Source organism: Bacillus sp. JS (genome assembly GCF_000259365.1).
Lineage (GTDB): Bacteria > Bacillota > Bacilli > Bacillales > Bacillaceae > Bacillus > Bacillus stercoris.
The window spans coordinates 1,223,879-1,245,224 of the sequence record NC_017743.1; the positions used below are offsets into that span (position 1 = coordinate 1,223,879).

A 21,346-nucleotide genomic window follows, 5' to 3' on the forward strand; every position below is an offset into this window, starting at 1 on the left:
TGTGCTACCTTTCCTCAGCGGGCTGCAGCCGATTGCCAGCCATTTTAGGGTCTTCTTTCTCTTTTGCTTCTTCATTGTTTTGCTTCACATGGATTAACATCATCACAAGAATGCCGACAACGAGAGTCAATCCCGCAATGCTTAAAAACATGCCGGGTCTGGACCATTGCATCAGGCGGCCGAAAATCGGAGGGCCGATTGCTACCCCTAAGAAGCGTACAGATCCGTACAGCGAGGTGACAAATCCCCGTCTTTCCTTGCCGACAGCCCCGGTAATGAAACTGTTCACACAAGGAAGGACAAGACCTGAGCCGATACTGCTCAGCACGAGAACACTGATAAAGAGGACAAGATTCTCAATGAATGACAGTGCCGCGTAAGATACGGTCATGAACGCCAATCCGAGTACGATCAGTTTTTTCATTAACGATTGCTTTTGCCCGATTTTGCTTCCTGTTGTATAAGACGTCACACACATAACCAAAAGTGGAATCGCTAAAATCAAGCCTTTTTTCACGCCGTCGGTGTCGTATGTTTTTTCAAGAACATCTGAGAGGTAAAACAGGATGCCGAATAAAGTAAACAAACAGGTCGCACCGGCTAAATAAGCGGTAAACAGCCATCTGCCTTCATGTTTAAAAACACTTAACAGCCCTTTCGCATATTTTCCGATAGGTGGCGGTTCTTTTTCCTTTTTCTTCTCTTTAATAAAAATCCAAGTCAGCACGATTGAAATGATACAAAACACAGGGAAGGCAAAAAACGCGCCATACCAGACAAGCAGGGCGATAAGCGAGCCAATGATCGGTGAAAGCACTTTCCCCATGCCGTTTGAAGCTTCAACAAGGCCCAGCACCTTGCTCTCCTGGGCGCCTTTAAACAGATCTCCCGTCAGTGCCATGGCAATGGGGCCTGTTCCGGCTGCCCCGATTCCCTGAAGCGCTCGTCCTGCCATGACCCAAGGAAAGGCATTGTCAAAAAAACCTGCCGCAAACCCGGCTAACAAACCGCCGGCACCATACAAAATTAAGCAGGGAATAATGATGATTTTCCTTGAGAATCGGTCTGCGAGATAACCGACGATCGGAATCGTAAATGCTGCAATCAAGGAAAATACTGTGATCACGAGACTGACTTGAAATTGTGATAAATGAAGTTCAGATTTCATTTTTGGTAAAATCGGAATAAGCATCGAGTTTCCGAGGGTTAATATTAAAGGGATTGAACCGATTGCTACAATCGTCATTCCGTTATTTTGTTTTGATGATTCCATCTCAGAGCACACTCCTTTTCTTCTGCTTAGAATGTCCCTGATGGCTTCGTTTATTCAGTAATCAGACAGCAAAAAAACCGAACAGAAGATACCTGTTCGGGAAAAAGAGGGTTAGCCGAGAGCCTGTGAAATCAAAGCATATAAGTGTCCATTTTGAATAGGCGCTTTTTTCTGATAGAACAAAAGCGGAGGTTCATCATCTTTATGAAATCCCATTTCTATCAGGCTGTCATGAAGAGACGTGTGTTCACCTGGTATATCGATTCGCATCGGGCCTTGTTTTCCGGCCGCCAGCCTGTTGATTATTTGTGCAGCAATGTCTGATGATGGAGCGATAATGGGGCCGAATTTCAAATGGGCCGGTGTTTGTACAGATAGTCCGTACCCAATGAACTGTCCGTCAGGTTTTCTGGCGATGACACATTCGCATGAAGTGGAAATAAGCTGCTGCAAAAGGCTTGATCGATCTCCGCCAAAGGCGGCCAGATCCGCCGTCGCTAAGTCTTGAAAGTCTTGTTCTCTAAAGAATGACAGTTCAGCGTCAAGCTGTTTTGTATAAGGTTGAAAACTGTGACAGCTGTACTTTCGCACTGTTCCTGCCGTATGAAAGCCTGCTTTTTCATAAAGCGGCAAACCTTCTTTTGTGGCGCAAAGCCTGATGGCGGTGTTTTCATCCGCTTGGGCGATACAGGCGTTTACCATACGCCTGCCGAGACCAAGCCCTTTATATTCCTTGTCAACGATAACAAGACCGATAGAAGCAAGACGGCCAAACAAAAACAAGCCGATGCAGGAAATCATCTCACCGCTGACATTTTGATAACCGAAAAAGCGTCCCTGCTGAACAAGCAGTTTCAGCTCTTGTTCGCCATAATCCGGCCACCCGGCTTGCCTGCAAAGCCGCAATAAACCGGAAACGTGTTCTTCATGAAGCTCAATCAGTTCATCCACTATGTCCATAAGATCACCTGCTTGTTCTAAGTGTTTTGTACATGACAATATGATTGCCAATGCCGGGAATGTCAAATGGTTCGCCAAGTTCCTCCCAGCCAAGCTTGGCATAGTAGCCCTTGACATGGTGTCTTGCGTTGCACCATACCGCCTGAACGCCGCTCTCCGCCAGTTTGTGCTCCGCGTGTTTGATCAGCGTGCTTCCAGCTTTTTGATCGCGATATCCTTCGAGCGTTGCCATGCCTCTCAGCCGATACGCAGGGGTTTCCGTTAATAAAGGCTGACTTTGCGGGGAAAAAGAAGCGATGCTGATCAGCGTTCCTTCATAAAACGCGCCGAGATGAAAGGAGCCTTCTGCGTGATCCTCTTTATATTTGCATTGTTCGATGGATTGATGGGGACGCAGAATTCGGTGCCGGATTTCATATGTATCTTCCGCAGAAATGGTTTTGACTTCGAGCATAATTTCCTCCTCCTTATGATTGTTTTTCTATATCGTAACACGAATCTCGTTGAAAAAGACCGCCCGATTCGATCAGGCAGTCTTTTAGGAATTAATGCAAAAAGATATTTTGGCGCTGCTCATCTTTTTGCTGAATATATGACGTCAGCTCGGCGGTTAAGTCAGATCTGAGGAAAGGCGTAATCAAGTAGATGCCGTTAAACAGCTCGCACGCCGTATCCAGCAGGGAGCGTGCAATTGCAAGGCCTTCCGCCTTTTGCTTTTCTTTATCTTCACCGGCATGGGCCATTTTTTCGCGAATCGTATCAGACAGCTTAATGCCGGGAATTTCATTATGGATGAATTCGGCATTCCGGCTGCTTGTCAGCGGCATGATGCCGATATAGATCGGCGTCTTCAGATGTTTTGTTTCGTTATGGATATCGACAAGCTGCTGCTCGGAATAGACAGGCTGAGAAACAAAATAATCCGCGCCGCAATCTATTTTTTTCTCCAGCCGTTTTACCGCTTTATCCAGATGGCGGACGTTAGGGTTAAATGCGGCGGCGACTGAGAAATTCGTTTTCTTGCCGAGCGGTTTTCCAGACAGAGACAGACCTTCATTGAACTGTTTGATCAGCCTGATTAAATCAAAGGATGTTAAATCATACACAGACGTCGCACCAGGAAAATCCCCGATTTTAGAAGGGTCACCCGTAATGGCAAGCACGTCATTCAGCCCTAACGTATCAAGGCCCATTAAATGTGACTGCAAGCCGATAATGTTACGGTCGCGGCACGTAATATGGACAAGAGAACGCATATCGAGCTGCTGCTTGACAAGGGCGCCGCAGGCAACATTGCTGATCCGCGGGGTTGCCAGAGAATTATCGGCGAGTGTCAAGGCATCGATTCCGGCTTCTTTTAATTCAGCGGCCGCCGATAGAAATTTGTCAAAGCTCAGTTTTTTCGGCGGATCCAGTTCTACGATAATAGAGCGTTTTTTCGCCGCGATCTCATTCAGGCCGGGCTCGGTTCGCTCATGCTGCACAGAAATGAATTCTTTCGCCCGGGTTTTGACTTCTTTTTCCGTAATCGGAGCCAGCCCGCTAACCGCTTCTGCCATCGCCCGGATATGATTTGGCGTGGTGCCGCAGCAGCCGCCAATAATCCGCGCACCCTGCTTACGGAATTCTGACGCGCTGTTTTGAAAATACGTGTCATCTGTTTCATAGACGAGCCGTCCCTCTTCAAGCGAAGGAAGACTGCTGTTTGGATAAACGGATAAGAACACGTCATTAAAAATCGGCACTTCGCTGAGCGCTTCAATCATATGATAAGGGCCGAGGCGGCAGTTAATGCCAACAATATCAGCTCCGAGATCCGCAATCGAGCGCAATGCGTCAGAAAGCGGCGTTCCGTCCTGTAATACGCCTTGCTCGTGCATGGATACATTGAGCATAATCGGAAGATCAGTCTCTTTCCGCGCGATTTTCAGCACTTCACGGGCTTCTTCCAAATCATAATACGTTTCTAACAGCAAGCCATCCGGCTCTTCATGCAGCAGCAGGTACAGCTGCTCGCGGAAGCTGCGCTTAATGTCGTCAAGGCTGTATGCGTTTTTATTAAAGGTGCGTATGCCGCCCATCGTTCCAAGCACGTATGCATCACCTGCTGAAGCCCGCGCGATCTTTACGGCCTCCTGATTCATTTTTTTGATGTCATCCTCAAGACCGTGTCTGGATAATTTAATATAGTTGGCCCCGTACGTATTCGTTTGAATAATGTTGGCTCCCGCTTCAACGTACGCTTTATGTATGCGCTGAATTTCCTCCGGCTTTGAAATATTGAGCTCCTCAAAACACCTGTCAATGCCATAGGAGTAGAGGAGCGTCCCCATGGCGCCGTCACCGATTAACACCTGTCTTTGCAAATCTTCTAAAAGTCCCATTGTCTGCCTCCTTTATTCACATCAGCAAGGAAAAAAGAGAAATAAAAAAAGTCCTCTTAAGAAGAAGACTTTGTCAGTGATTTTGTCTCTTCTTATCTTCCAAGCTGTTCGAGCTTGCTGGATTTAGCACCTTGGTCATGGCTAATCGCCATTACACCGGTTGCTGAAGCTTCGTCGGGCCAGTCCCTCTGCTTCTCTTGATAAGAACGGATATGAAATTTTCGTGTCAGGAAGTGCCGTAAGATACCTGGCGTTTTTCCCTTTCTCCAAATTTACCGAAAATAAAGACAATAATCAATAGGAATCAGGAAATTTATCTGAAATTTATAAATTGAACGTCAATTGGCAGATCTGCTCCACTCACAGCTGAAATAATCTGCTGCAGGTCATCTTTGTTTTTTCCGGTGACGCGCACTTGATCATCCTGCACCTGAGATTTTACTTTCAGTCCGGAGTTTTTGATGATCGTATTGATTTTTTTTGCGTTGTCTTTGTCAATGCCTTGAACAAGCTTTGCACGCTGGCGTACCGTTCCGCCTGACGCATTTTCCACCTTGCCGTAATCAATGTTTTTCGTCGGTACGTTGCGTTTAATCAATTTGCTGACCAGCACATCCTTCAGCTGGCTTAATTTAAATTCGTCATCGGAAACGAGGACCAGCTCCTCTTTATCTAAGGAAATGTCGCTTTTGCTTCCTTTAAAGTCATATCGGGTACTGATTTCCTTCAGTGCAATTTGGATTGCGTTTTGCACTTCAGGCAATTCCACCTTTGATACAATATCAAATGAACTTTCTTTTGCCATATGAAAACCTCCATAACATTTAACTTATGTGTTGATTATAGTAGAATAAAGAGAAACTTCCAACAGAACAAAGAATCAATTTGGGATGGTTGGAAAAAATGTTAACAAAATCCGTATAAAATAAGCGGAACAGGAAGGACGATAGCATGAGACCAGGGCAGCAATTAACCTTGAGTATAGATCACCAAACCGACTTCGGTTACTTTTTAACCGATGGAGAAGATACGATTCTCTTACATAATAGTGAAATGACTGAGGATATCGAGGACAGAGAGGAAGTAGAAGTCTTTATATACGTCGACCAGCAGGAAAGGCTTGCGGCCACGATGAAAATTCCGGTCATCAGCGCGGATGAATATGGCTGGGTTGAAGTGGTGGATAAAGTGGAAGATATGGGCGTTTTCGTTGATGTCGGTTTATCGAAGGACGCGCTAGTCGCAACTGAGCATTTGCCGCCGTACGAAGATGTCTGGCCGCAAAAAGGGGACAAGCTTTACTGTATGCTGAAGGTGACGAACCGGGGGCGCATGTTTGCGAAACCAGCGCCGGAAGATATCATCAGTGAACTGTTTACCGACGCTTCAGAAGATCTGATGAATAAAGAGCTGACAGGTACGGTGTACAGGCTGATCGCATCGGGATCATTCGTGATTACGGATGACGGGATTCGCTGTTTTATTCACCCGTCAGAAAGAAAAGAGGAGCCAAGACTCGGTTCAAGAGTAACAGGGCGGGTGATTCAAGTGAAAGAAGACGGTTCGGTCAACTTGTCGCTGCTTCCAAGAAAACAGGATGCAATGTCTGTTGATGCCGAGTACATTCTAACGTACATGAGAACGAGAAACGGCGCCATGCCGTACAGTGACAAAAGCGAGCCTGACGATATCAGAGAACGTTTTAACATGAGCAAAGCCGCCTTTAAACGCGCGCTTGGCCATTTAATGAAAAACGGAAAAGTGTATCAGGAAAATGGATGGACATACGAGAAAAAATAGCATGAAAACGGCTCGCCTGCAGCAGAACTGCGGAGCGAGCCGTTTTTTATGTCTAGTTTAATTCATCAACAAGCGTTCTGATTGCCATTTCGCGATCAACATTGTCTGAAATCGCAATCGGCGTAATATCGATGGCGAGAATGATCAGTATCAGGGCACCGGCTGCAGCAACATAAGAAACATAATAGAAATAGTTAGCGGTATCAACAGTGTTGACAAGCTCGGCCTGAACTCTGGATGTATCATCCTTGGAAGCGGCGATTTCCTTTGCAGCTTCTACTTTTTCTTCAACGATTTGACCTGCTTTTTTCAGCAGTTCATCCACTTTCAATGCATCTTTGCTGTAAACAGCTTTCTTCAGGTTGTCAAAAAAGTCAGCATCCTCTTTTTTAATATCAGCGACAACCTGATTGGCAAAAGCCTTTGCCTGTTTTGTGTTGAGTTTGTCTGTCATCGCTTTATTAAAGACCTCTGGAAGCTGTTTGCCAACTTCCCCTTGGGCAAACACAAACCCTTTAAAAATTTCCTCACCTGAATACTCAAGCTGCTTTGCCTGGGCCACACTTTCTTGCTGCTTCACCAAAAACACAGTCGTCACCAATACAACCGACAAAAATACGAGAAACGCCTTCTTCAAACTGAAACCTCTCCCTTCTTTTGTTTTTTATTCCACAACAGTCTGCGAATATATGTAAAGTGAATCGTGGAATCGATAGGTGTGAGATACAATATCAAAATGCCGGCCATGATAAGCGAGAAACTGATCAGACCCAGCATGACTGCAAAAATCTCATGCATAAAAACAGCGATGATCAAAATAAATCTCCAATGCTTCTTCGGCGCAAACAGCGCCGCGAAGATGACGATTTGAATCAGCAGCGTCCCCCATGTCGGAATCACCACGAACGGGCTTGTTACAATTGGCTTTGTTAACGCCTGAAAAAAGCCGTTGAAGCCGATGGTTTTTTCCTGGGCGAAATAATAGACGGCTGTTCCGTCCACCCATTCCTGCTGAGACAGCTTAGCAACGGTAGAGTGAAAATAAAGCACCGCCACTTGAATTCTGATCACAAAATACGAAATAAAAGCTGTTATTTTTCCAAGTGTTCTTTTGCCCTCTAGAGGTCTCGTGCTCCAATGCCATTTTCTCGGATCGGTCAGCGTGATGGGAAGCAATAAAAAGGTCATGACAGCTGCTGCCTGCTCGCCTCCGTCGATGACGATCAGCGATGACTGCAGGCTGTAACTGACATACCAATGCAGAACCCCGGTGATTCTGGGGCGCCAGCCAATGACAACAAGCACCAGAATGGCAATGCAGACCCATCTGAGAAGATTTAACATCATATAGTTATTTTCGCCGAGGCAAAAGAGACTGAGATTCATTTTACAAGCAGGATAACTGCTGATTCCGCTGGCTGGCTTCATAATGAGGCTCGGGTGATTGATGAGCAGCGTCAGCAGGCTGGATAGCGCAATGATGCTTCGCGCGAGGCCGTATACATTCGTCCACGGGTTTCTATCGTCCCAACTGGTGATGGTCTTTTTTATGTTTTCGAGCATGAGATCACAACCTTGACTATGCTTTTTACCTGATAAGACGAAGGGGTGTATTTAGAATAGCTCCAAGGTACAATATCCTCTTTCGTCAAATAGTAGCTGCCGCAAAGCAGCGGGCGGGGAGCGGGTGTTTTTAATTGCACGGTTTTTGCTTTGCTTTTGCATGCGCCGAGGTTCTTTTCTTTGCATGCGGTCCACTGTTCCTTGCCGACTTGGCTGTAGATCACGCCCATTTCAACGCCTTGTGACCGCCCATAACGATACAGGCCGAATAGGTTATCTGCCCTCATATTAGGCCATCTGACCTTGGCGCTGGCATCTTCAGCCTTATATAAGCCGATCGAAGTATCGCGCGGATTTTTGCTGAAAAAGCCCCAGCCCTGAGGAAGGATGCTGGACATGAGAAATTTGGAGTCCTTTGTCAGCGGGATCGGGGTTGTCCCTAAGCTGCCAATAATAGAAAACAGAAATATCGAACCCCAAAGGACTGAAAAAATGATAAAAAATGATATCGATTTCTGCATTCGACTGCTCCTTTTAACCTGAAGAATCGTTTTTACACTTTTCATAATATAAAAACATTTATGTAATAAAAAGGTTAAAAAGTATGAGAAATTCCATTTTTGTCAAAAGAAAAAACAGGACATTTTACACTGCTATATATGATTGATATATAGTGTTTTTTTCGATATATTGAAACCATGAAAACGAATCAAGTGAATGACCGCTGGATAGTTCAATTTCGAAAAGGGATTTTTGAGCTGGCCATCCTTTCCCTTCTGCGATCTAAACCGATGTACGGTTATGAGCTGACGTCATCCTTAAAAACCACCTCGGCGCTCGCTATTTCTGAGGGAGCGATTTATCCGATTCTGAAACGAATGACCGAGAAGGGATGGATCGAATTTTTTTGGGAAGATTCACTGGACGGCCCGAAAAGAAAGTATTACAAAATGACACAAAAAGGAGAAGAAATGTTAAAAGAACGGCTGGAAAAATACCTGGAAACCCATCAAGCCTTACTGTCTTTATCGGGGGATTTGCTATGAATGCCCAGCATATCATTGACCGGTACATGGAGGAACTAAATGCAGAGTTGGCGAATATGCCTGATGTAGAGAGAGAAAACGCTATCGAAGAATTAAAGGGGCATATCACCGCTTTCGTTCAAGACAGAATCAAAGCCGGCCTTAGTGAAGAGGAACTGCAGGAAGCTATTGAATCTGAATTTTCTCATCCGAAGGAGCTTGCCGAAGTGATGATGGGTGATGGGGAAGAGCTGAAAAGGAGGAGGTCTTTATTGGACAAAAGCTGGCTTTCGGTTCTTCTCATTGTCGCGATTATCGCCCTGCCGCTGCTGCCGCCCGATTTCAGACATCTGCCGCTGGCTGTTTATTTAGCGGTGCTCGCCGGATATGTATGGAAGCGGAAAAAATTGATGATGTTTGCCGGCGTCAGAAAAAACAAAATGCGCTCTCAAAAGGAGATTGTCACGATTTCGCGAGTCGGTGCGGCTTATCTGCTGTTTTTAGCAGTGCTGCTTCTTTTGAGCCCGTTCCTCAAGGCGTTTGTCGTCCTGCTGCTGATTGCAGTAAGCTGCGCCGCTTTTTTTCTTTTTCTTAACATCAAGTAATGTGTAGGAGGCTATAAGATGGAAATCAGCATCAATTATCTATTAATCGTCATCGCGCTCTTATTCTTTGTGGTTGCCTATTTTGTCGGGATCAAAAAACAAACCTGGATGCTGGCCGGATTTAACGAGGCGCGCATACGGGATAAAGATCGGCTGGCCAGAATAGCAGGCTACTTTTTCCTGAATTCCGGTTTGTTTATTTTGCTGAATAGTTTTATCTCATTTCAAGGCCAGGAGCAGCTCATACCACCGCTTATACTGGCATATGGCGCAGGGGTTATTATTTATGTCAATAAAAAATTAGTAGAGTAGAAAAAGAAGGGCAGAGCGAAATATCTCTGCCCTTCTTTTTTGGGAAAATAAGAACGAAGCACCACATACAAGTTTTTGTATTTTTGATAGGATGAAGAAAAATAATAGATTCCAAAATAGGAAGGATGTGGTGTTTTGCGCAATCTGACTAAGACATCTCTATTACTGGCCGGCTTCTGCACGGCGGCCCAAATGGTTTTTGTAACACATGCCTCAGCTGATCAAAGCATCAAATACGACCATACGTATCAAACCCCTTCATACATCATCGAAAAGCCATCACAGAAGCCGGTACAAAACACAACTCAGAAAGAATCGTTATTTTCCTATCTTGATAAGCATCAATCGCATTTTAAGCTCAAAGGGAATGCGAACAGCCATTTTCGTATTTCGAAAACCATAAAGGATTCAAAAACAAAACAAACGTTTTTTAAATTAACGGAGGTTTACAAAGGAATTCCGATTTACGGCTTTGAACAAGTGGTCGCGATGAAGGATAACAAACAAGTGACAAGTTTCTTTGGAAAGGTGCACCCGCAAATCAAGGACGTCTCTGTCACACCGTCTATTTCTGAGAAAAAAGCAATACGTACGGCGCAGCGTGAGCTCGAGGCTGCCATTGGGAAAATCAAATATCTTGATGGGGAACCAAAGGGCGAATTATATATCTATCCACACGACGGGAAATTCGATCTTGCCTACCTTGTGAGACTCTCGACATCTGAACCTGAGCCTGGCTATTGGCATTATGTCATTGATGCCAAAAACGGAAAGGTCATCGAATCCTTTAATGCCATTCATGAAGCGGCAGGTACAGGAATCGGCGTGTCAGGCGATGAAAAAAGCTTTGACGTCACAGTACAGGATGGGCGCTTTTATTTGGCCGACGAAACAAGGGGAAAAGGGATCAATACGTTTGACGCGGAGAACCTGAACGAAACCTTGTTTACGCTTTTGTCTCAACTGATCGGATATACGGGCAAAGAAATAGTCAGTGGCACTTCCGTATTTAATGAACCTGCGGCTGTAGACGCGCATGCAAATGCGCAAGCCGTTTACGATTATTACAGCAAGACATTTGGCCGTGATTCTTTTGATCAAAACGGAGCAAGGATTACGTCTACTGTGCATGTCGGCAAACAATGGAACAATGCAGCGTGGAACGGCGTCCAGATGGTGTACGGTGATGGAGACGGTTCAAAATTTAAGCCGCTGTCCGGATCGCTCGACATTGTCGCGCATGAAATTACACACGCAGTCACACAGTATTCCGCCGGCCTATTATATCAAGGAGAACCCGGTGCATTAAATGAGTCCATTTCCGATATTATGGGCGCAATGGCTGACCGTGATGATTGGGAAATCGGCGAGGATGTCTATACTCCGGATATTGCAGGAGATTCATTGCGGTCGTTAGAGGACCCATCTAAGCAGGGAAATCCAGATCATTACTCGAACCGCTACACAGGAACAGAGGATTATGGCGGAGTCCATATCAATTCGTCCATCCACAATAAAGCAGCTTACCTTCTGGCAGAAGGAGGCGTGCACCACAATGTGCAGGTTGAAGGGATAGGGCGTGAAGCATGTGAACAAATTTACTATCGGGCTTTAACATATTATGTAACGGCATCTACAGATTTTAGCATGATGAAGCAAGCGGCGATTGAAGCCGCCAATGATTTATACGGTGAAGGATCGAAGCAATCAGCTTCAGTCGAAAAAGCGTATGAGGCTGTCGGCATTTTATAAGCAAACAAAAACAGTCAGGGCACAGAGTCTGACTGTTTTTGTTTGCTCATTTTCTTAAAAAGAATATTGCCAATGTACCTGGACCGGCGTGCGAGCCGATTGCAGAACCGATAGAATGCATAATGATTTCTTTCGGCTTGAAGGCTTCCTCAATCAAGTGTTTCATGTCCGTGGCTTTTTCTTTGTTCGCGGCGTAGCTGATCCCGATGGTTTGATTGCTCCAATCATCCCCACGCTCTTTCATAAGCTCGATGATCCGTTTGAAAAGTTTCTTCTGTCCGCGGATTTTTTCCAGCGGCACAAGCTTGCCGTCCTCCATTTGAAGGAGTGGTTTTATATTCAGCAGGCCGCCGACAAAAGCGGATGTTTTGGATATCCGGCCGCCCCTTGCGAGATATGTTAAATCATCAACGGTAAAAATATGTTCAAGCTGGTTGCAAAAGTTCTTTACAGACGTTTCAATTTCTTGTATTGTATTCCCGTTGATACAGAGATCGGCAGCATGCCGGACAGCCAGGCCGTATCCTAATGAAGCGCATTTGGAATCAATGACCCGCAAATCAAAATCAGGGAATTCCTCCTTCACTTCATTGGCGATCATTACAGCTGTCTGATACGTGCCGGAGAGACCTGAGGAAAAGGCAATGTAAAGAGCAGGATCACCTGTTTCGGCATATTGCAAAAATACATTTTTAATCGTTTGCGGTGAGGCTTGGGACGTCTTGGGCGTTTCTCCATTTTGCATCGCTTCAAATATTTGATCCGCATGAATTGTGACTGCATCTTCGAATTCTTTATCGCCGAGTGAAACCCTGAGCGGAATAAAGCCAATGCTTTTTTCATCAAAATAAGAACGCGGCAAATCAGCTGCGCTGTCAGCGATGAGATGAACTGTCATATTGCTTCCCTTCTTTCCGTTATCGCTCGTTATCATGAGAGTTTAAGCCAACTATATCATATTAATTTGCCAAAATCGTGTTCAAATATTTGTTTTAAGGGAAAACATAATAAAGAAGAAAGAGCGGAGGAACATGCCATGGTACTAGATCAAACAAAAAAATTACTCATCGTCATCATTGGCGCTTTACTCAATGCAGCCGGGCTGAACTTATTTTTGATTCCGGCAGATGTATATGCCAGCGGATTTACAGGTGTCGCCCAGCTTTTATCAAGCGTCGTTGATCAATATGCCCCCTTTTACATATCGACGGGAACGCTCTTGTTCCTCTTAAACATTCCGGTCGGTATTTTAGGATGGCTGAAGGTCGGCAAATCGTTTACGGTGTACAGCATTTTAAGTGTCGCACTCACTACTCTGTTTATGGGGATCCTGCCGGAAACAAGCTTATCACATGATATTTTGCTGAACGCGGTGTTCGGCGGCGTCATTTCAGCGGTTGGTATCGGCTTAACATTAAAATACGGGGCTTCGACAGGCGGGCTTGATATCGTCGCCATGGTCCTTGCAAAGTGGAAGGATAAACCCGTCGGCACGTATTTCTTCATTCTAAACGGGATTATCATCTTGACGGCAGGATTATTGCAAGGTTGGGAGAAAGCATTATATACCCTGGTTACACTATATGTGACAACGAGGGTGATCGACGCCATTCACACCCGCCACATGAAACTCACGGCCATGATCGTGACGAAAAAAGCGGACGAAATCAAGGAAGCCATTTACGGAAAAATGGTGCGCGGCATCACAACTGTTCCGGCAAAAGGAGCTTTTACGAACGAACAGAAGGAAATGATGATTATCGTCATTACGAGGTACGAACTGTACGATTTAGAGAAGATCGTCAAAGAAGTTGATCCGAAAGCATTTACGAACATTGTTCAAACGACAGGGATTTTTGGCTTCTTTAGAAAAGACTGACGAAAGCAGGTGGAAGTCGTGAAACGGCTGCTTGTGATGCTCCTCCCCGTGCTGCTTTTGATAGGCTGCGGGAAAGATGAGCAGACAGAACCCGATAAGGAGGTATCAGGCGGAATGGAGAATCAAGAGGTTGTTTTATCTGTTGACGCAATTCAGGAGCCTGAACAAATCAAGTTTAACATGTCGCTGAAGAACCAAAGCGAACGTGCTGTCGAGTTTCAATTCAGCACAGGGCAAAAATTTGAACTTGTCGTGTATGATTCTGGGCACAAAGAAAGATACCGTTATTCGAAAGACAAAATGTTTACGCAGGCTTTTCAAAACCTGACACTTGAACCCGGAGAAACATATGATTTCTCTGATGTGTGGAAGGAAGTCCCTGAGCCCGGAACCTATGAGGTAAAGGTGACATTTAAGGGCAGGGCGGAAAATCTAAAGCAAGTTCAGGCTGTTCAGCAGTTTGAAGTCAAATAAGAGGCTATGGCGAATCGCCATAGCCTTTTTTTATTGCAGTTTGTCCAGCTGATTTTGGAATTGATGCAGCTGGCGACGTTCCGCATCTGTCGAATTGGCATACGCAGAAGATACAGCATTTTTGGCTCTCAGAATCGCTTGCTCCTGATCGCCCTCCTCAAAGCCGTTTGTCACCATGACCGCCTGTTGAACAAATGATTTTGCCTGCTGAAACAGTTCGTTTCTCATTTAATATTCAACCTGTCTTTCGGCCGAGTCTCGTGCCGCGGCATGCTGGTGAGCTTCTTCTAAAGTAGACCGATATGGAAATCTTGCGGCGTGTAGCCCGATGGAGTCTTTACCCTGCTGAATAAACCTTCTGGATTTGCTTCGTTTACCCATTTTGAGACTGCCCCCTTCCATACTTTGACGAGATGAGTCGTCTTCAATAGTATGGTGGGGTAAAGTAAAGTTTATGAGTGGGAAAAATTAATACGGACCGTCTTTAAAGTGAGAAATATTCTTTCAAAAATCTTGCCACGCCGTCCTCTTCATTTGCAGCCGTTGTTCGGTTGGCAATCTGCTTGACCGCGTCAATTCCATTTCCCATTGCGACGCCGCAGCCGGCAAATTCAAGCATTTCCAAATCGTTATCCTCATCTCCGAAAGCGATGATCCGCTCTCTCGGCACGCCGTAATAATCGCTGATTTTCTGCAGGCCGACCGCTTTATTCATGCCGCTTTTGATAATTTCAATGACATGCCACGGAGCGGCCCATCTTCTATGGTCGATCACCTCGGCATGAACATCCGATAAATAAGAGCGTATTGCCGGCACATCTTTTTCTTTTGCATGGATGAGTACGGACGTCACATCTTCACCGAGATTTTCCCGCAAGTCTCCGACCGTTACATTTGTTGTGTTCATGTTAAAGACATCAATCAGGTGCTCATCATGGTAATGGAAGTATACGTCATCAATGACTTCAGCAAGCACGTTATGTACGTTGTAGCTCTCGCTGATATCCACGAGCTGTTTGACAACATCAAGCGGGAGTGACGTATGATACCGTCCCCAGCTGTCGTCCAGCGGATGATGGACAAATGCTCCATTAAAATTGACAATCGGCGTTGTCAGTTCCATCTGCTGGTAGTACATGGAACTTGAGCGGTACGGACGCCCTGTTGAGATGCAGACATAATGCCCGCTATCTTTTAGGCGCTGTATCGTCCGAAGAGTGTTTTCTGATATGGTTTTATCATCCTTTAATAACGTTCCATCTAAATCTAATGCGATTAAATAGGGTTTTGTCTCCATGAAAAGCTCCTTTAACCTTAGATTTTGCTTGTTTTCGCTTACTTACAGTGTAGCTTTTTACCATCTTTATTGTCTACATGTTACACTTATGATTATGGTTATCCTAAGGAGGGCACATTGTGATACAAATTGAGAATCAAACCGTTTCCGGTATTCCTTTTTTACATATTGTAAAGGAAGAGAACAGGCACCGCGCTGTTCCTCTCGTATTCTTTATCCATGGTTTTACAAGCGCGAAGGAACACAACCTTCATATTGCTTACCTGCTTGCGGAGAAGGGCTTCAGAGCCGTTCTGCCGGAGGCTCTGCACCATGGTGAACGGGGAGAAGAAATGGCTGTAGAAGAGCTGGCGGGCCATTTTTGGGACATCGTCCTCAACGAGATTGAAGAGATCGGCGTGCTTAAAAACCATTTTGAAAAAGAGGGCCTTGTAGACGGCGGCCGCATCGGTCTCGCAGGCACGTCAATGGGCGGCATCACAACGCTTGGCGCTTTGACTGCATATGATTGGATAAAAGCCGGCGTCAGCCTGATGGGAAGCCCGAATTACGTGGAGCTGTTTCAGCGGCAGATTGATCATATTCAATCTCAGGGAATTGATATCGACGTGCCGGAAGAGAAGGTGCAGGAGCTGATGAAACGTCTCGAATTGCGGGATCTCAGCCTTCAGCCGGAGAAACTGCGCCAGCGGCCGCTTTTATTTTGGCACGGTGAAAAAGATAAAGTCGTGCCTTACGCGCCGACCCGGACATTTTATGAAACGATTAAATCCCATTACAGCGAGCAGCCGGAACGCCTGCAATTTATCGGAGATGAAAACGCCGACCATAAAGTCCCGCGGACAGCAGTATTAAAAACGATTGAATGGTTTGAAACGTATTTATAAAGCACTACGTTATTAACAAGGGCTTAATTTACGTTATACTGTAGAAAAAAGGAGTGAGGGAACGTGGAAGAAGCATTAAAAGAAAACATCATGGGCGCCCTGGAACAGGTTGTCGATCCTGAGCTTGGCGTTGATATCGTGAATCTTGGCTTGGTATATGACGTTGATATGGATGAGGACGGCTTAACGCACGTGACGATGACGCTGACATCGATGGGCTGCCCTTTAGCGCCGATTATCGTGGATGAAGTGAAAAAAGCATTAGCGGACCTTCCTGAAGTGAAAGAGACAGAGGTTCACATTGTATGGAATCCGCCTTGGACAAGAGATAAAATGTCCAGATACGCAAAAATTGCGCTTGGCATTCAATAAAACAAAAAAGGACAGCCTGATATGTGAGGCTGTCCTTTTTTACAGCTGAAAGGAGTGAAAGGAAATGATGTACCTGCTTGCTGTTTTGTGCCCGCCGCTTGCTGTTTTGTTTTCGGGAAAACCGTTTCAGGCCTTGCTTAATCTCATATTGACCTGTATCTTTTGGCTGCCGGGCGCGATTCACGCCTGCTTTATCGTCGCCGACCGCCGTGCCGAAAAACGGGCAAGAAGATAATATGGAAAAATGAGGGCGCAGACATGGTATAATGGTTGTAAAAAAACAGCAGGGAGAGCACTATGAAAAAGAAATTGCTTGCATTCGCGCTTTGTATTGGCGCGTATGCGGCCCTGTTTGCGTACTCTGTGCACTCAGAGCAAAAAACAGACACAAGCGAGATGACGGATGTCAGCCGCCTGATGCCTGTGAAAATAAAGCAGACAGTGAAAGGGCAGGAAGAGGAAACACTCCTTGACACAGTCAAAGAGGCAAACCGAAAAAACATAAAAATTTCAATCGCCGGTGCTCAGCACTCCATGGGCGGCCATACATATTATGAGGACGGCATCGTTCTCGACATGACAGGCTACAACAAAATCCTGTCACTCGATAAAGAGAAGAAAACCATCAGAGTGCAAAGCGGTGCAACGTGGAATGACATCCAGAAATACGTGAATCCATACGGACTCGCGGTAAAAGTCATGCAGTCACAAAACATCTTTACAATTGGCGGCTCTCTCAGCGCTAATGCCCATGGACGTGATATCCGCTACGGCTCGCTGATTGATACAGTCAAATCATTTCGGCTTTTAAAAGCTGATGGGACAATTATCACCGTCACTCCAAAAGACGAGTTGTTCACGGCAGTCATCGGAGGGTACGGTCTTTTTGGTGTGATTCTTGATGTAACGCTTGAACTGACGGATGATGAGCTGTATGTCATGCAGACTGAAAAAATGAATTACAACGCATACGCAGATTATTTTACAAAGCACGTAAAAGGAAATCCAGAAGTCCGAATGCATCTGGCGCGAATATCAACAGCGAAAAAAGGATTTCTGAAAGACATGTATGTCACGAATTACGTATTGGCTGATCAACAGGATCAGCTGACTTCATACAGCGATCTCAAAGAAGATGAATATACGGGAGCCACAAAGTTTGCACTCGGTTTGTCAAGGCGGTATGAATGGGGCAGGAATTGGCTGTGGGGCACGCAGCAATCCTATTTCCTAAGCCAAAACGGCACAGAGATCTCACGCAATAATGTCATGCGGTCCGAATCAAAATTTCTTGAGTATGAAAACAATGACAACACAGATGTTCTGCAAGAATACTTTGTGCCTGTGAAGGAGTATACGGCTTATATAGACGATCTGAGACAAACGCTGTCGGGCGAAGATCTCAACCTGCTGAACATTACGATCCGCTACGTGCAGAAAAATGAAAAGGCCGACCTTTCCTATGCGAAGGATGATATGTTTTCGCTCGTGTTATTAATAAATGAGGGCTTTTCAAAAGAAGACCAGGCAGATACTGCCCGAATCATCAGGCGCATGACAGACGTTGCTATTAAGCACGGCGGCAGCTATTATCTGCCTTATATGACCTACCAGACAAAGGCGCAAATGAGACAGGCATATCCGAAAAGCGAAGCGTTTTTTCAGAAAAAACGAACCTATGACCCGGATGAACGCTTTATGAATTACTTTTATCAGAGGTATAAATAATGGGGAAAAACAAATTAAAATGGCTGACATTATCACAAAGCAGCGTGTTTTTCGCAAGCAGCTTAATCTTTCCGTTTTATATACTGTTTGTGAAAAATATCGGCTCAAGCTACACGCAGTTCGGTTTTTCCTACGGATTGTTCGGGCTTAGCGGCGCGCTCATTTATCCGCTCCTCGGACGGCTGTCTGAAAGGTTTGACAGCCGTTATTTTCTGCTTGCGAACTCTTGGGGCATGGCTGTTCTGCTTTTATATGTCCCGCATATCGGAAGCGTCGTTCACGTGTATATCGTCCAAGTGCTGTTAGGGCTCTTTGGAGCGATGCAAAAGCATGGAGAAAAAGTGCTGATCGCTGATTTTACAGACAGCGGAGAACGTGGAAAGAAGATTGGGAATTACCATTTTTGGACAGCTGTCTTTTCAGCAGCAGCCATTATGCTCGGGGGCTTTCTCGCTGACTTTTTCACAGTGCAAATGATTTTTTATGCAAGCTCTATTCTATATTTTTTGAGTGGATTGATGATGATGAAAACAGGCTGACGCGGTCAGCCTGTTTTTTTATGCGGCTGAAAAGAGGCGTCATATCAACTTTTTTTGGTGTGGATGTGTTGATTTTTTTGAGCAGAATTTCCATTGAACAGAAAATTTATAAATGAATAAAAATATTAAATATACGATTGAATTAATTTTTATTCATGTTATAATGTTAAATAATTTCACAAAGACCAAGAGGGTGAACTTGTTTTGAAAATAGGAATTGTAGGTGCTACAGGGTATGGAGGCACTGAACTTGTCAGGATTCTTTCGCATCATCCTCATGCAGAGGAATGCATACTTTATTCATCCAGCGGAGAAGGAAATGTCTATAGCGAGGTTTATCCTCATCTTATCGGCTTAGCGGATCAGAGGCTGAAGCCGATTGATATGAATACGATCAAACGCGAAATAGATATCATGTTTCTTGCTGCGCCCCCCGGAGTATCAAGTGAATTGACTCCGAAGCTGGCAGATGCGGGAATTCCGGTTATTGACCTGTCAGGTGATCTGAGGATACAAGAGCCCGCTGAATATGAAAAATGGTATAAACGGACAGCGGCACCGAAGGCGGTGATTCAAGAGGCGGTATACGGTCTCGCAGAACTGAATCAAAAGCAAATTCAACAGGCGAAACTCATTGCCAATCCAGGCTGTTTCCCCACAGCTGTTTTGCTTGGCCTCGCGCCTTTGGCTCAAAAGAAACTGCTCGATGAATCTTTCGTTATCGTTGACGCGAAGACCGGGGTTTCCGGAGCGGGAAGAAAAGCATCCATGGGCACTCATTTTTCTGAGCTGAACGACAATTTTAAAATTTATAAAGTCAATGAACATCAGCACACGCCGGAAATTGAGCAGGCGCTGAATGAATGGCAGCCAGGTCTCGGGAATATTACATTTTCGGCTCACTTGGTTCCGATGACAAGGGGCATCATGGCGACGATGTATACGCAATTAACCTGTGATTTATCCGCAGATGACCTGCATAACCTATATTCGGAATTTTACCAAGATTCATATTTTGTGAGAGTAAGGCCAAAAGGCTATTATCCGCAAACGAAGGAAGTGTACGGCAGCAATTTCTGTGATATCGCCGTGACCCACGACGAGAGAACGAACAGAGTCACGATCGTCTCGGTCATCGATAATTTAATGAAGGGCGCCGCCGGTCAGGCAGTGCAAAACTTTAATTTGATGAATGGCTGGAATGAAGAGACCGGTCTCGCCATCACGCCAATTTATCCATAGAACGGGAGAGAATCGAACCATGATTCAGTTAAGTGAAGATCAAATTGTAAAAGTAACAGGTGATGTGTCCTCGCCAAAAGGATTTCAGGCAAAGGGTGTGCATTGCGGGCTGCGCTACTCGAAAAAAGACCTCGGCGTCATTATCAGCGAGACACCGGCCGTAAGTGCAGCGGTTTATACCCAAAGCCACTTCCAGGCTGCGCCGATCAAAGTAACACAAGACAGCTTAAAGCACGGGCCAGCCTTGAAAGCCGTCATCGTCAACAGCGCCATTGCCAACGCCTGCACGGGAGAACAGGGACTAAAGGACGCATACACAATGCGGGAGACCTTTGCTTCACAGCTTGGCATTGAGCCGGAGCTTGTCGCTGTTTCTTCAACGGGCGTCATCGGCGAACATTTAGACATGGAAAAAATTCAGGCGGGGATCGGGCTGCTGAAAGAAACACCTGCGGGATCAGGAGATTTTGAAGAAGCGATTTTAACAACCGATACGGTGATTAAGCAGACGTGCTATGAGCTGGCAATCGGCGGCAAAACAGTCACGATCGGCGGAGCGGCTAAAGGCTCAGGGATGATACATCCGAACATGGCCACGATGCTGGGATTTGTGACAACTGACGCGGCAATCGAAGAAAAAGCGCTGCAAAAGGCGCTTCGGGAAATCACTGATGTTTCATTTAACCAAATTACAGTTGACGGAGAAACATCTACGAACGACATGGTATTGGTTATGGCGAATGGCTGCGCCGAAAACGAGTGCCTGACAGAAGACCATCCAGACTGGCCAGTCTTTAAAAAAGCGCTCTTGCTCACTTGTGAGGATCTGGCTAAAGAGATTGCCAGAGACGGAGAAGGCGCGACAAAACTAATTGAAGCCCAAGTACAGGGAGCGAAAAACAATCTTGATGCAAACGTCATTGCCAAAAAGATTGTCGGCTCAAATCTCGTGAAAACGGCAGTATACGGAACAGATGCCAACTGGGGGCGTATCATCGGAGCCATCGGACACTCCGCAGCTCAAGTGACGGCAGAAGAAGTAGAGGTTTATCTTGGGGGCCAATGCCTGTTTAAGAATAACGAGCCTCAGCCATTCTCTGAATCTCTCGCCAAGGAATACCTTGAAGGAGATGAAATCACCATTGTCATCAAGATGGATGAAGGAGACGGGAACGGAAGAGCGTGGGGCTGTGACCTGACCTATGACTATATCAAAATTAACGCGAGCTATCGCACGTAATAAAGGGGAGCATT

General features: G+C 45.5%; 26 protein-coding genes and 1 riboswitch. Of the genes, 14 read left to right on the forward strand and 12 right to left on the reverse strand.

Going from position 1 to position 21,346, the window contains the following annotated elements:
- Positions 1-4: 4 nt before the first annotated feature.
- The 5 genes from MY9_RS06110 to MY9_RS06130 form a co-directional block, all read right to left on the reverse strand.
- The gene (locus tag MY9_RS06110) at positions 5-1,273 is read right to left on the reverse strand and encodes an MFS transporter (RefSeq protein WP_014663491.1); all 1,269 of its coding nucleotides are present in this window, start codon (positions 1,271-1,273) and stop codon (positions 5-7) included.
- Positions 1,274-1,384: 111 nt separating this feature from the next.
- Positions 1,385-2,233: a GNAT family N-acetyltransferase gene (locus tag MY9_RS06115; RefSeq protein WP_014663492.1), complete on the reverse strand. Its 849-nt coding sequence runs from the start codon at positions 2,231-2,233 to the stop codon at positions 1,385-1,387.
- Positions 2,234-2,237: 4 nt separating this feature from the next.
- Positions 2,238-2,687 carry a GNAT family N-acetyltransferase gene (locus MY9_RS06120; RefSeq protein WP_014663493.1) on the reverse strand — a complete coding sequence of 150 codons (450 nt, stop codon included), beginning with the start codon at positions 2,685-2,687 and terminating at the stop codon, positions 2,238-2,240.
- 91 nt (positions 2,688-2,778) lie between these two features.
- Entirely contained in the window at positions 2,779-4,617 is a 1,839-nt protein-coding gene (locus MY9_RS06125; protein ID WP_014663494.1) for a bifunctional homocysteine S-methyltransferase/methylenetetrahydrofolate reductase, read from the reverse strand.
- Between the two features lie 89 nt (positions 4,618-4,706).
- Positions 4,707-4,824, reverse strand: a riboswitch (SAM riboswitch).
- Between the two features lie 106 nt (positions 4,825-4,930).
- The gene (locus MY9_RS06130; RefSeq protein ID WP_014663495.1) at positions 4,931-5,422 is read right to left on the reverse strand and encodes a YajQ family cyclic di-GMP-binding protein; all 492 of its coding nucleotides are present in this window, start codon (positions 5,420-5,422) and stop codon (positions 4,931-4,933) included.
- A 146-nt stretch (positions 5,423-5,568) separates the two neighbouring features.
- Here MY9_RS06130 and MY9_RS06135 point away from each other — a divergent pair, with 146 nt between their 5' ends.
- Entirely contained in the window at positions 5,569-6,417 is an 849-nt protein-coding gene (locus MY9_RS06135) for a CvfB family protein (protein ID WP_014663496.1), read from the forward strand.
- Between the two features lie 52 nt (positions 6,418-6,469).
- Here MY9_RS06135 and MY9_RS06140 read toward each other — a convergent pair whose 3' ends face one another.
- The 3 genes from MY9_RS06140 to MY9_RS06150 are packed head-to-tail and all read right to left on the reverse strand — an operon-like array spanning position 6,470 to position 8,501.
- Positions 6,470-7,054, reverse strand: coding sequence for a sporulation delaying protein family toxin (locus tag MY9_RS06140; protein ID WP_003244950.1), 585 nt, complete (start codon positions 7,052-7,054; stop codon positions 6,470-6,472).
- On the reverse strand, positions 7,051-7,980 hold the full coding sequence (locus MY9_RS06145) for a sporulation-delaying protein SdpB family protein (RefSeq protein WP_014663497.1): 930 nt from the start codon (positions 7,978-7,980) through the stop codon (positions 7,051-7,053). Before MY9_RS06145 ends, MY9_RS06140 begins: the two co-directional genes overlap by 4 nt.
- Complete coding sequence (locus MY9_RS06150) at positions 7,965-8,501, reverse strand: SdpA family antimicrobial peptide system protein (protein WP_014663498.1); 537 nt, start codon at positions 8,499-8,501, stop codon at positions 7,965-7,967. Before MY9_RS06150 ends, MY9_RS06145 begins: the two co-directional genes overlap by 16 nt.
- Before the next feature lie 177 nt (positions 8,502-8,678).
- Between MY9_RS06150 and MY9_RS06155 the strand changes: the two genes are divergently transcribed.
- The 4 genes from MY9_RS06155 to nprB all read left to right on the forward strand — a co-directional run bounded on the left by MY9_RS06155 (position 8,679) and on the right by nprB (position 11,674).
- Positions 8,679-9,026, forward strand: a complete 348-nt coding sequence (locus MY9_RS06155; protein WP_003245674.1) for a PadR family transcriptional regulator — start codon at positions 8,679-8,681, stop codon at positions 9,024-9,026.
- Positions 9,023-9,610 carry an HAAS signaling domain-containing protein gene (locus MY9_RS06160; protein ID WP_014663499.1) on the forward strand — a complete coding sequence of 196 codons (588 nt, stop codon included), beginning with the start codon at positions 9,023-9,025 and terminating at the stop codon, positions 9,608-9,610. The genes MY9_RS06155 and MY9_RS06160 overlap by 4 nt, the downstream gene beginning before the upstream one ends.
- An 18-nt stretch (positions 9,611-9,628) precedes the next feature.
- Positions 9,629-9,922, forward strand: coding sequence for a DUF3784 domain-containing protein (locus MY9_RS06165; protein ID WP_003233021.1), 294 nt, complete (start codon positions 9,629-9,631; stop codon positions 9,920-9,922).
- 135 nt (positions 9,923-10,057) lie between these two features.
- Positions 10,058-11,674, forward strand: a complete 1,617-nt coding sequence (gene nprB / locus MY9_RS06170; RefSeq protein ID WP_041521294.1) for a neutral protease NprB — start codon at positions 10,058-10,060, stop codon at positions 11,672-11,674.
- 46 nt (positions 11,675-11,720) lie between these two features.
- On the opposite strand, the gene MY9_RS06175 is transcribed toward nprB, so the two are convergent.
- Positions 11,721-12,572, reverse strand: a complete 852-nt coding sequence (locus MY9_RS06175; RefSeq protein ID WP_014663501.1) for a DegV family protein — start codon at positions 12,570-12,572, stop codon at positions 11,721-11,723.
- A 138-nt stretch (positions 12,573-12,710) separates the two neighbouring features.
- Between MY9_RS06175 and MY9_RS06180 the strand changes: the two genes are divergently transcribed.
- Together MY9_RS06180 and MY9_RS06185 are read left to right on the forward strand one after the other, a co-directional pair.
- Positions 12,711-13,553, forward strand: coding sequence for a YitT family protein (locus MY9_RS06180; protein ID WP_003245017.1), 843 nt, complete (start codon positions 12,711-12,713; stop codon positions 13,551-13,553).
- A gap of 18 nt (positions 13,554-13,571) precedes the next feature.
- Positions 13,572-14,027 carry a BsuPI-related putative proteinase inhibitor gene (locus tag MY9_RS06185; RefSeq protein WP_014663502.1) on the forward strand — a complete coding sequence of 152 codons (456 nt, stop codon included), beginning with the start codon at positions 13,572-13,574 and terminating at the stop codon, positions 14,025-14,027.
- Between the two features lie 30 nt (positions 14,028-14,057).
- On the opposite strand, the gene MY9_RS06190 is transcribed toward MY9_RS06185, so the two are convergent.
- The 3 genes from MY9_RS06190 to yitU form a co-directional block, all read right to left on the reverse strand.
- Positions 14,058-14,255, reverse strand: coding sequence for a DUF3813 domain-containing protein (locus MY9_RS06190; protein ID WP_003233010.1), 198 nt, complete (start codon positions 14,253-14,255; stop codon positions 14,058-14,060).
- Entirely contained in the window at positions 14,256-14,408 is a 153-nt protein-coding gene (locus tag MY9_RS21770; RefSeq protein WP_003239346.1) for a hypothetical protein, read from the reverse strand.
- 103 nt (positions 14,409-14,511) lie between these two features.
- Positions 14,512-15,324 (reverse strand): 5-amino-6-(5-phospho-D-ribitylamino)uracil phosphatase YitU, encoded by an 813-nt coding sequence (gene yitU / locus MY9_RS06200; RefSeq protein ID WP_014663503.1) that lies wholly within the window; start codon positions 15,322-15,324, stop codon positions 14,512-14,514.
- 119 nt (positions 15,325-15,443) lie between these two features.
- On the opposite strand from yitU, the gene MY9_RS06205 reads away from it, so the two are divergent.
- From MY9_RS06205 to argJ, 7 genes are all read left to right on the forward strand, one after another.
- The gene (locus MY9_RS06205) at positions 15,444-16,211 is read left to right on the forward strand and encodes a prolyl oligopeptidase family serine peptidase (protein WP_014663504.1); all 768 of its coding nucleotides are present in this window, start codon (positions 15,444-15,446) and stop codon (positions 16,209-16,211) included.
- Between the two features lie 63 nt (positions 16,212-16,274).
- On the forward strand, positions 16,275-16,583 hold the full coding sequence (locus MY9_RS06210) for a metal-sulfur cluster assembly factor (protein ID WP_014663505.1): 309 nt from the start codon (positions 16,275-16,277) through the stop codon (positions 16,581-16,583).
- Between the two features lie 64 nt (positions 16,584-16,647).
- On the forward strand, positions 16,648-16,818 hold the full coding sequence (locus MY9_RS06215) for a YqaE/Pmp3 family membrane protein (protein ID WP_003232996.1): 171 nt from the start codon (positions 16,648-16,650) through the stop codon (positions 16,816-16,818).
- Between the two features lie 62 nt (positions 16,819-16,880).
- Positions 16,881-18,311 carry an FAD-binding oxidoreductase gene (locus MY9_RS06220; RefSeq protein ID WP_014663506.1) on the forward strand — a complete coding sequence of 477 codons (1,431 nt, stop codon included), beginning with the start codon at positions 16,881-16,883 and terminating at the stop codon, positions 18,309-18,311.
- 44 nt (positions 18,312-18,355) lie between these two features.
- On the forward strand, positions 18,356-18,850 hold the full coding sequence (locus tag MY9_RS06225; protein ID WP_080487962.1) for an MFS transporter: 495 nt from the start codon (positions 18,356-18,358) through the stop codon (positions 18,848-18,850).
- A gap of 204 nt (positions 18,851-19,054) precedes the next feature.
- On the forward strand, positions 19,055-20,092 hold the full coding sequence (argC, locus tag MY9_RS06230) for an N-acetyl-gamma-glutamyl-phosphate reductase (protein ID WP_014663508.1): 1,038 nt from the start codon (positions 19,055-19,057) through the stop codon (positions 20,090-20,092).
- A 19-nt stretch (positions 20,093-20,111) separates the two neighbouring features.
- Positions 20,112-21,332, forward strand: coding sequence for a bifunctional ornithine acetyltransferase/N-acetylglutamate synthase (gene argJ / locus MY9_RS06235; protein WP_014663509.1), 1,221 nt, complete (start codon positions 20,112-20,114; stop codon positions 21,330-21,332).
- The last annotated feature ends 14 nt before the right edge of the window (positions 21,333-21,346 follow it).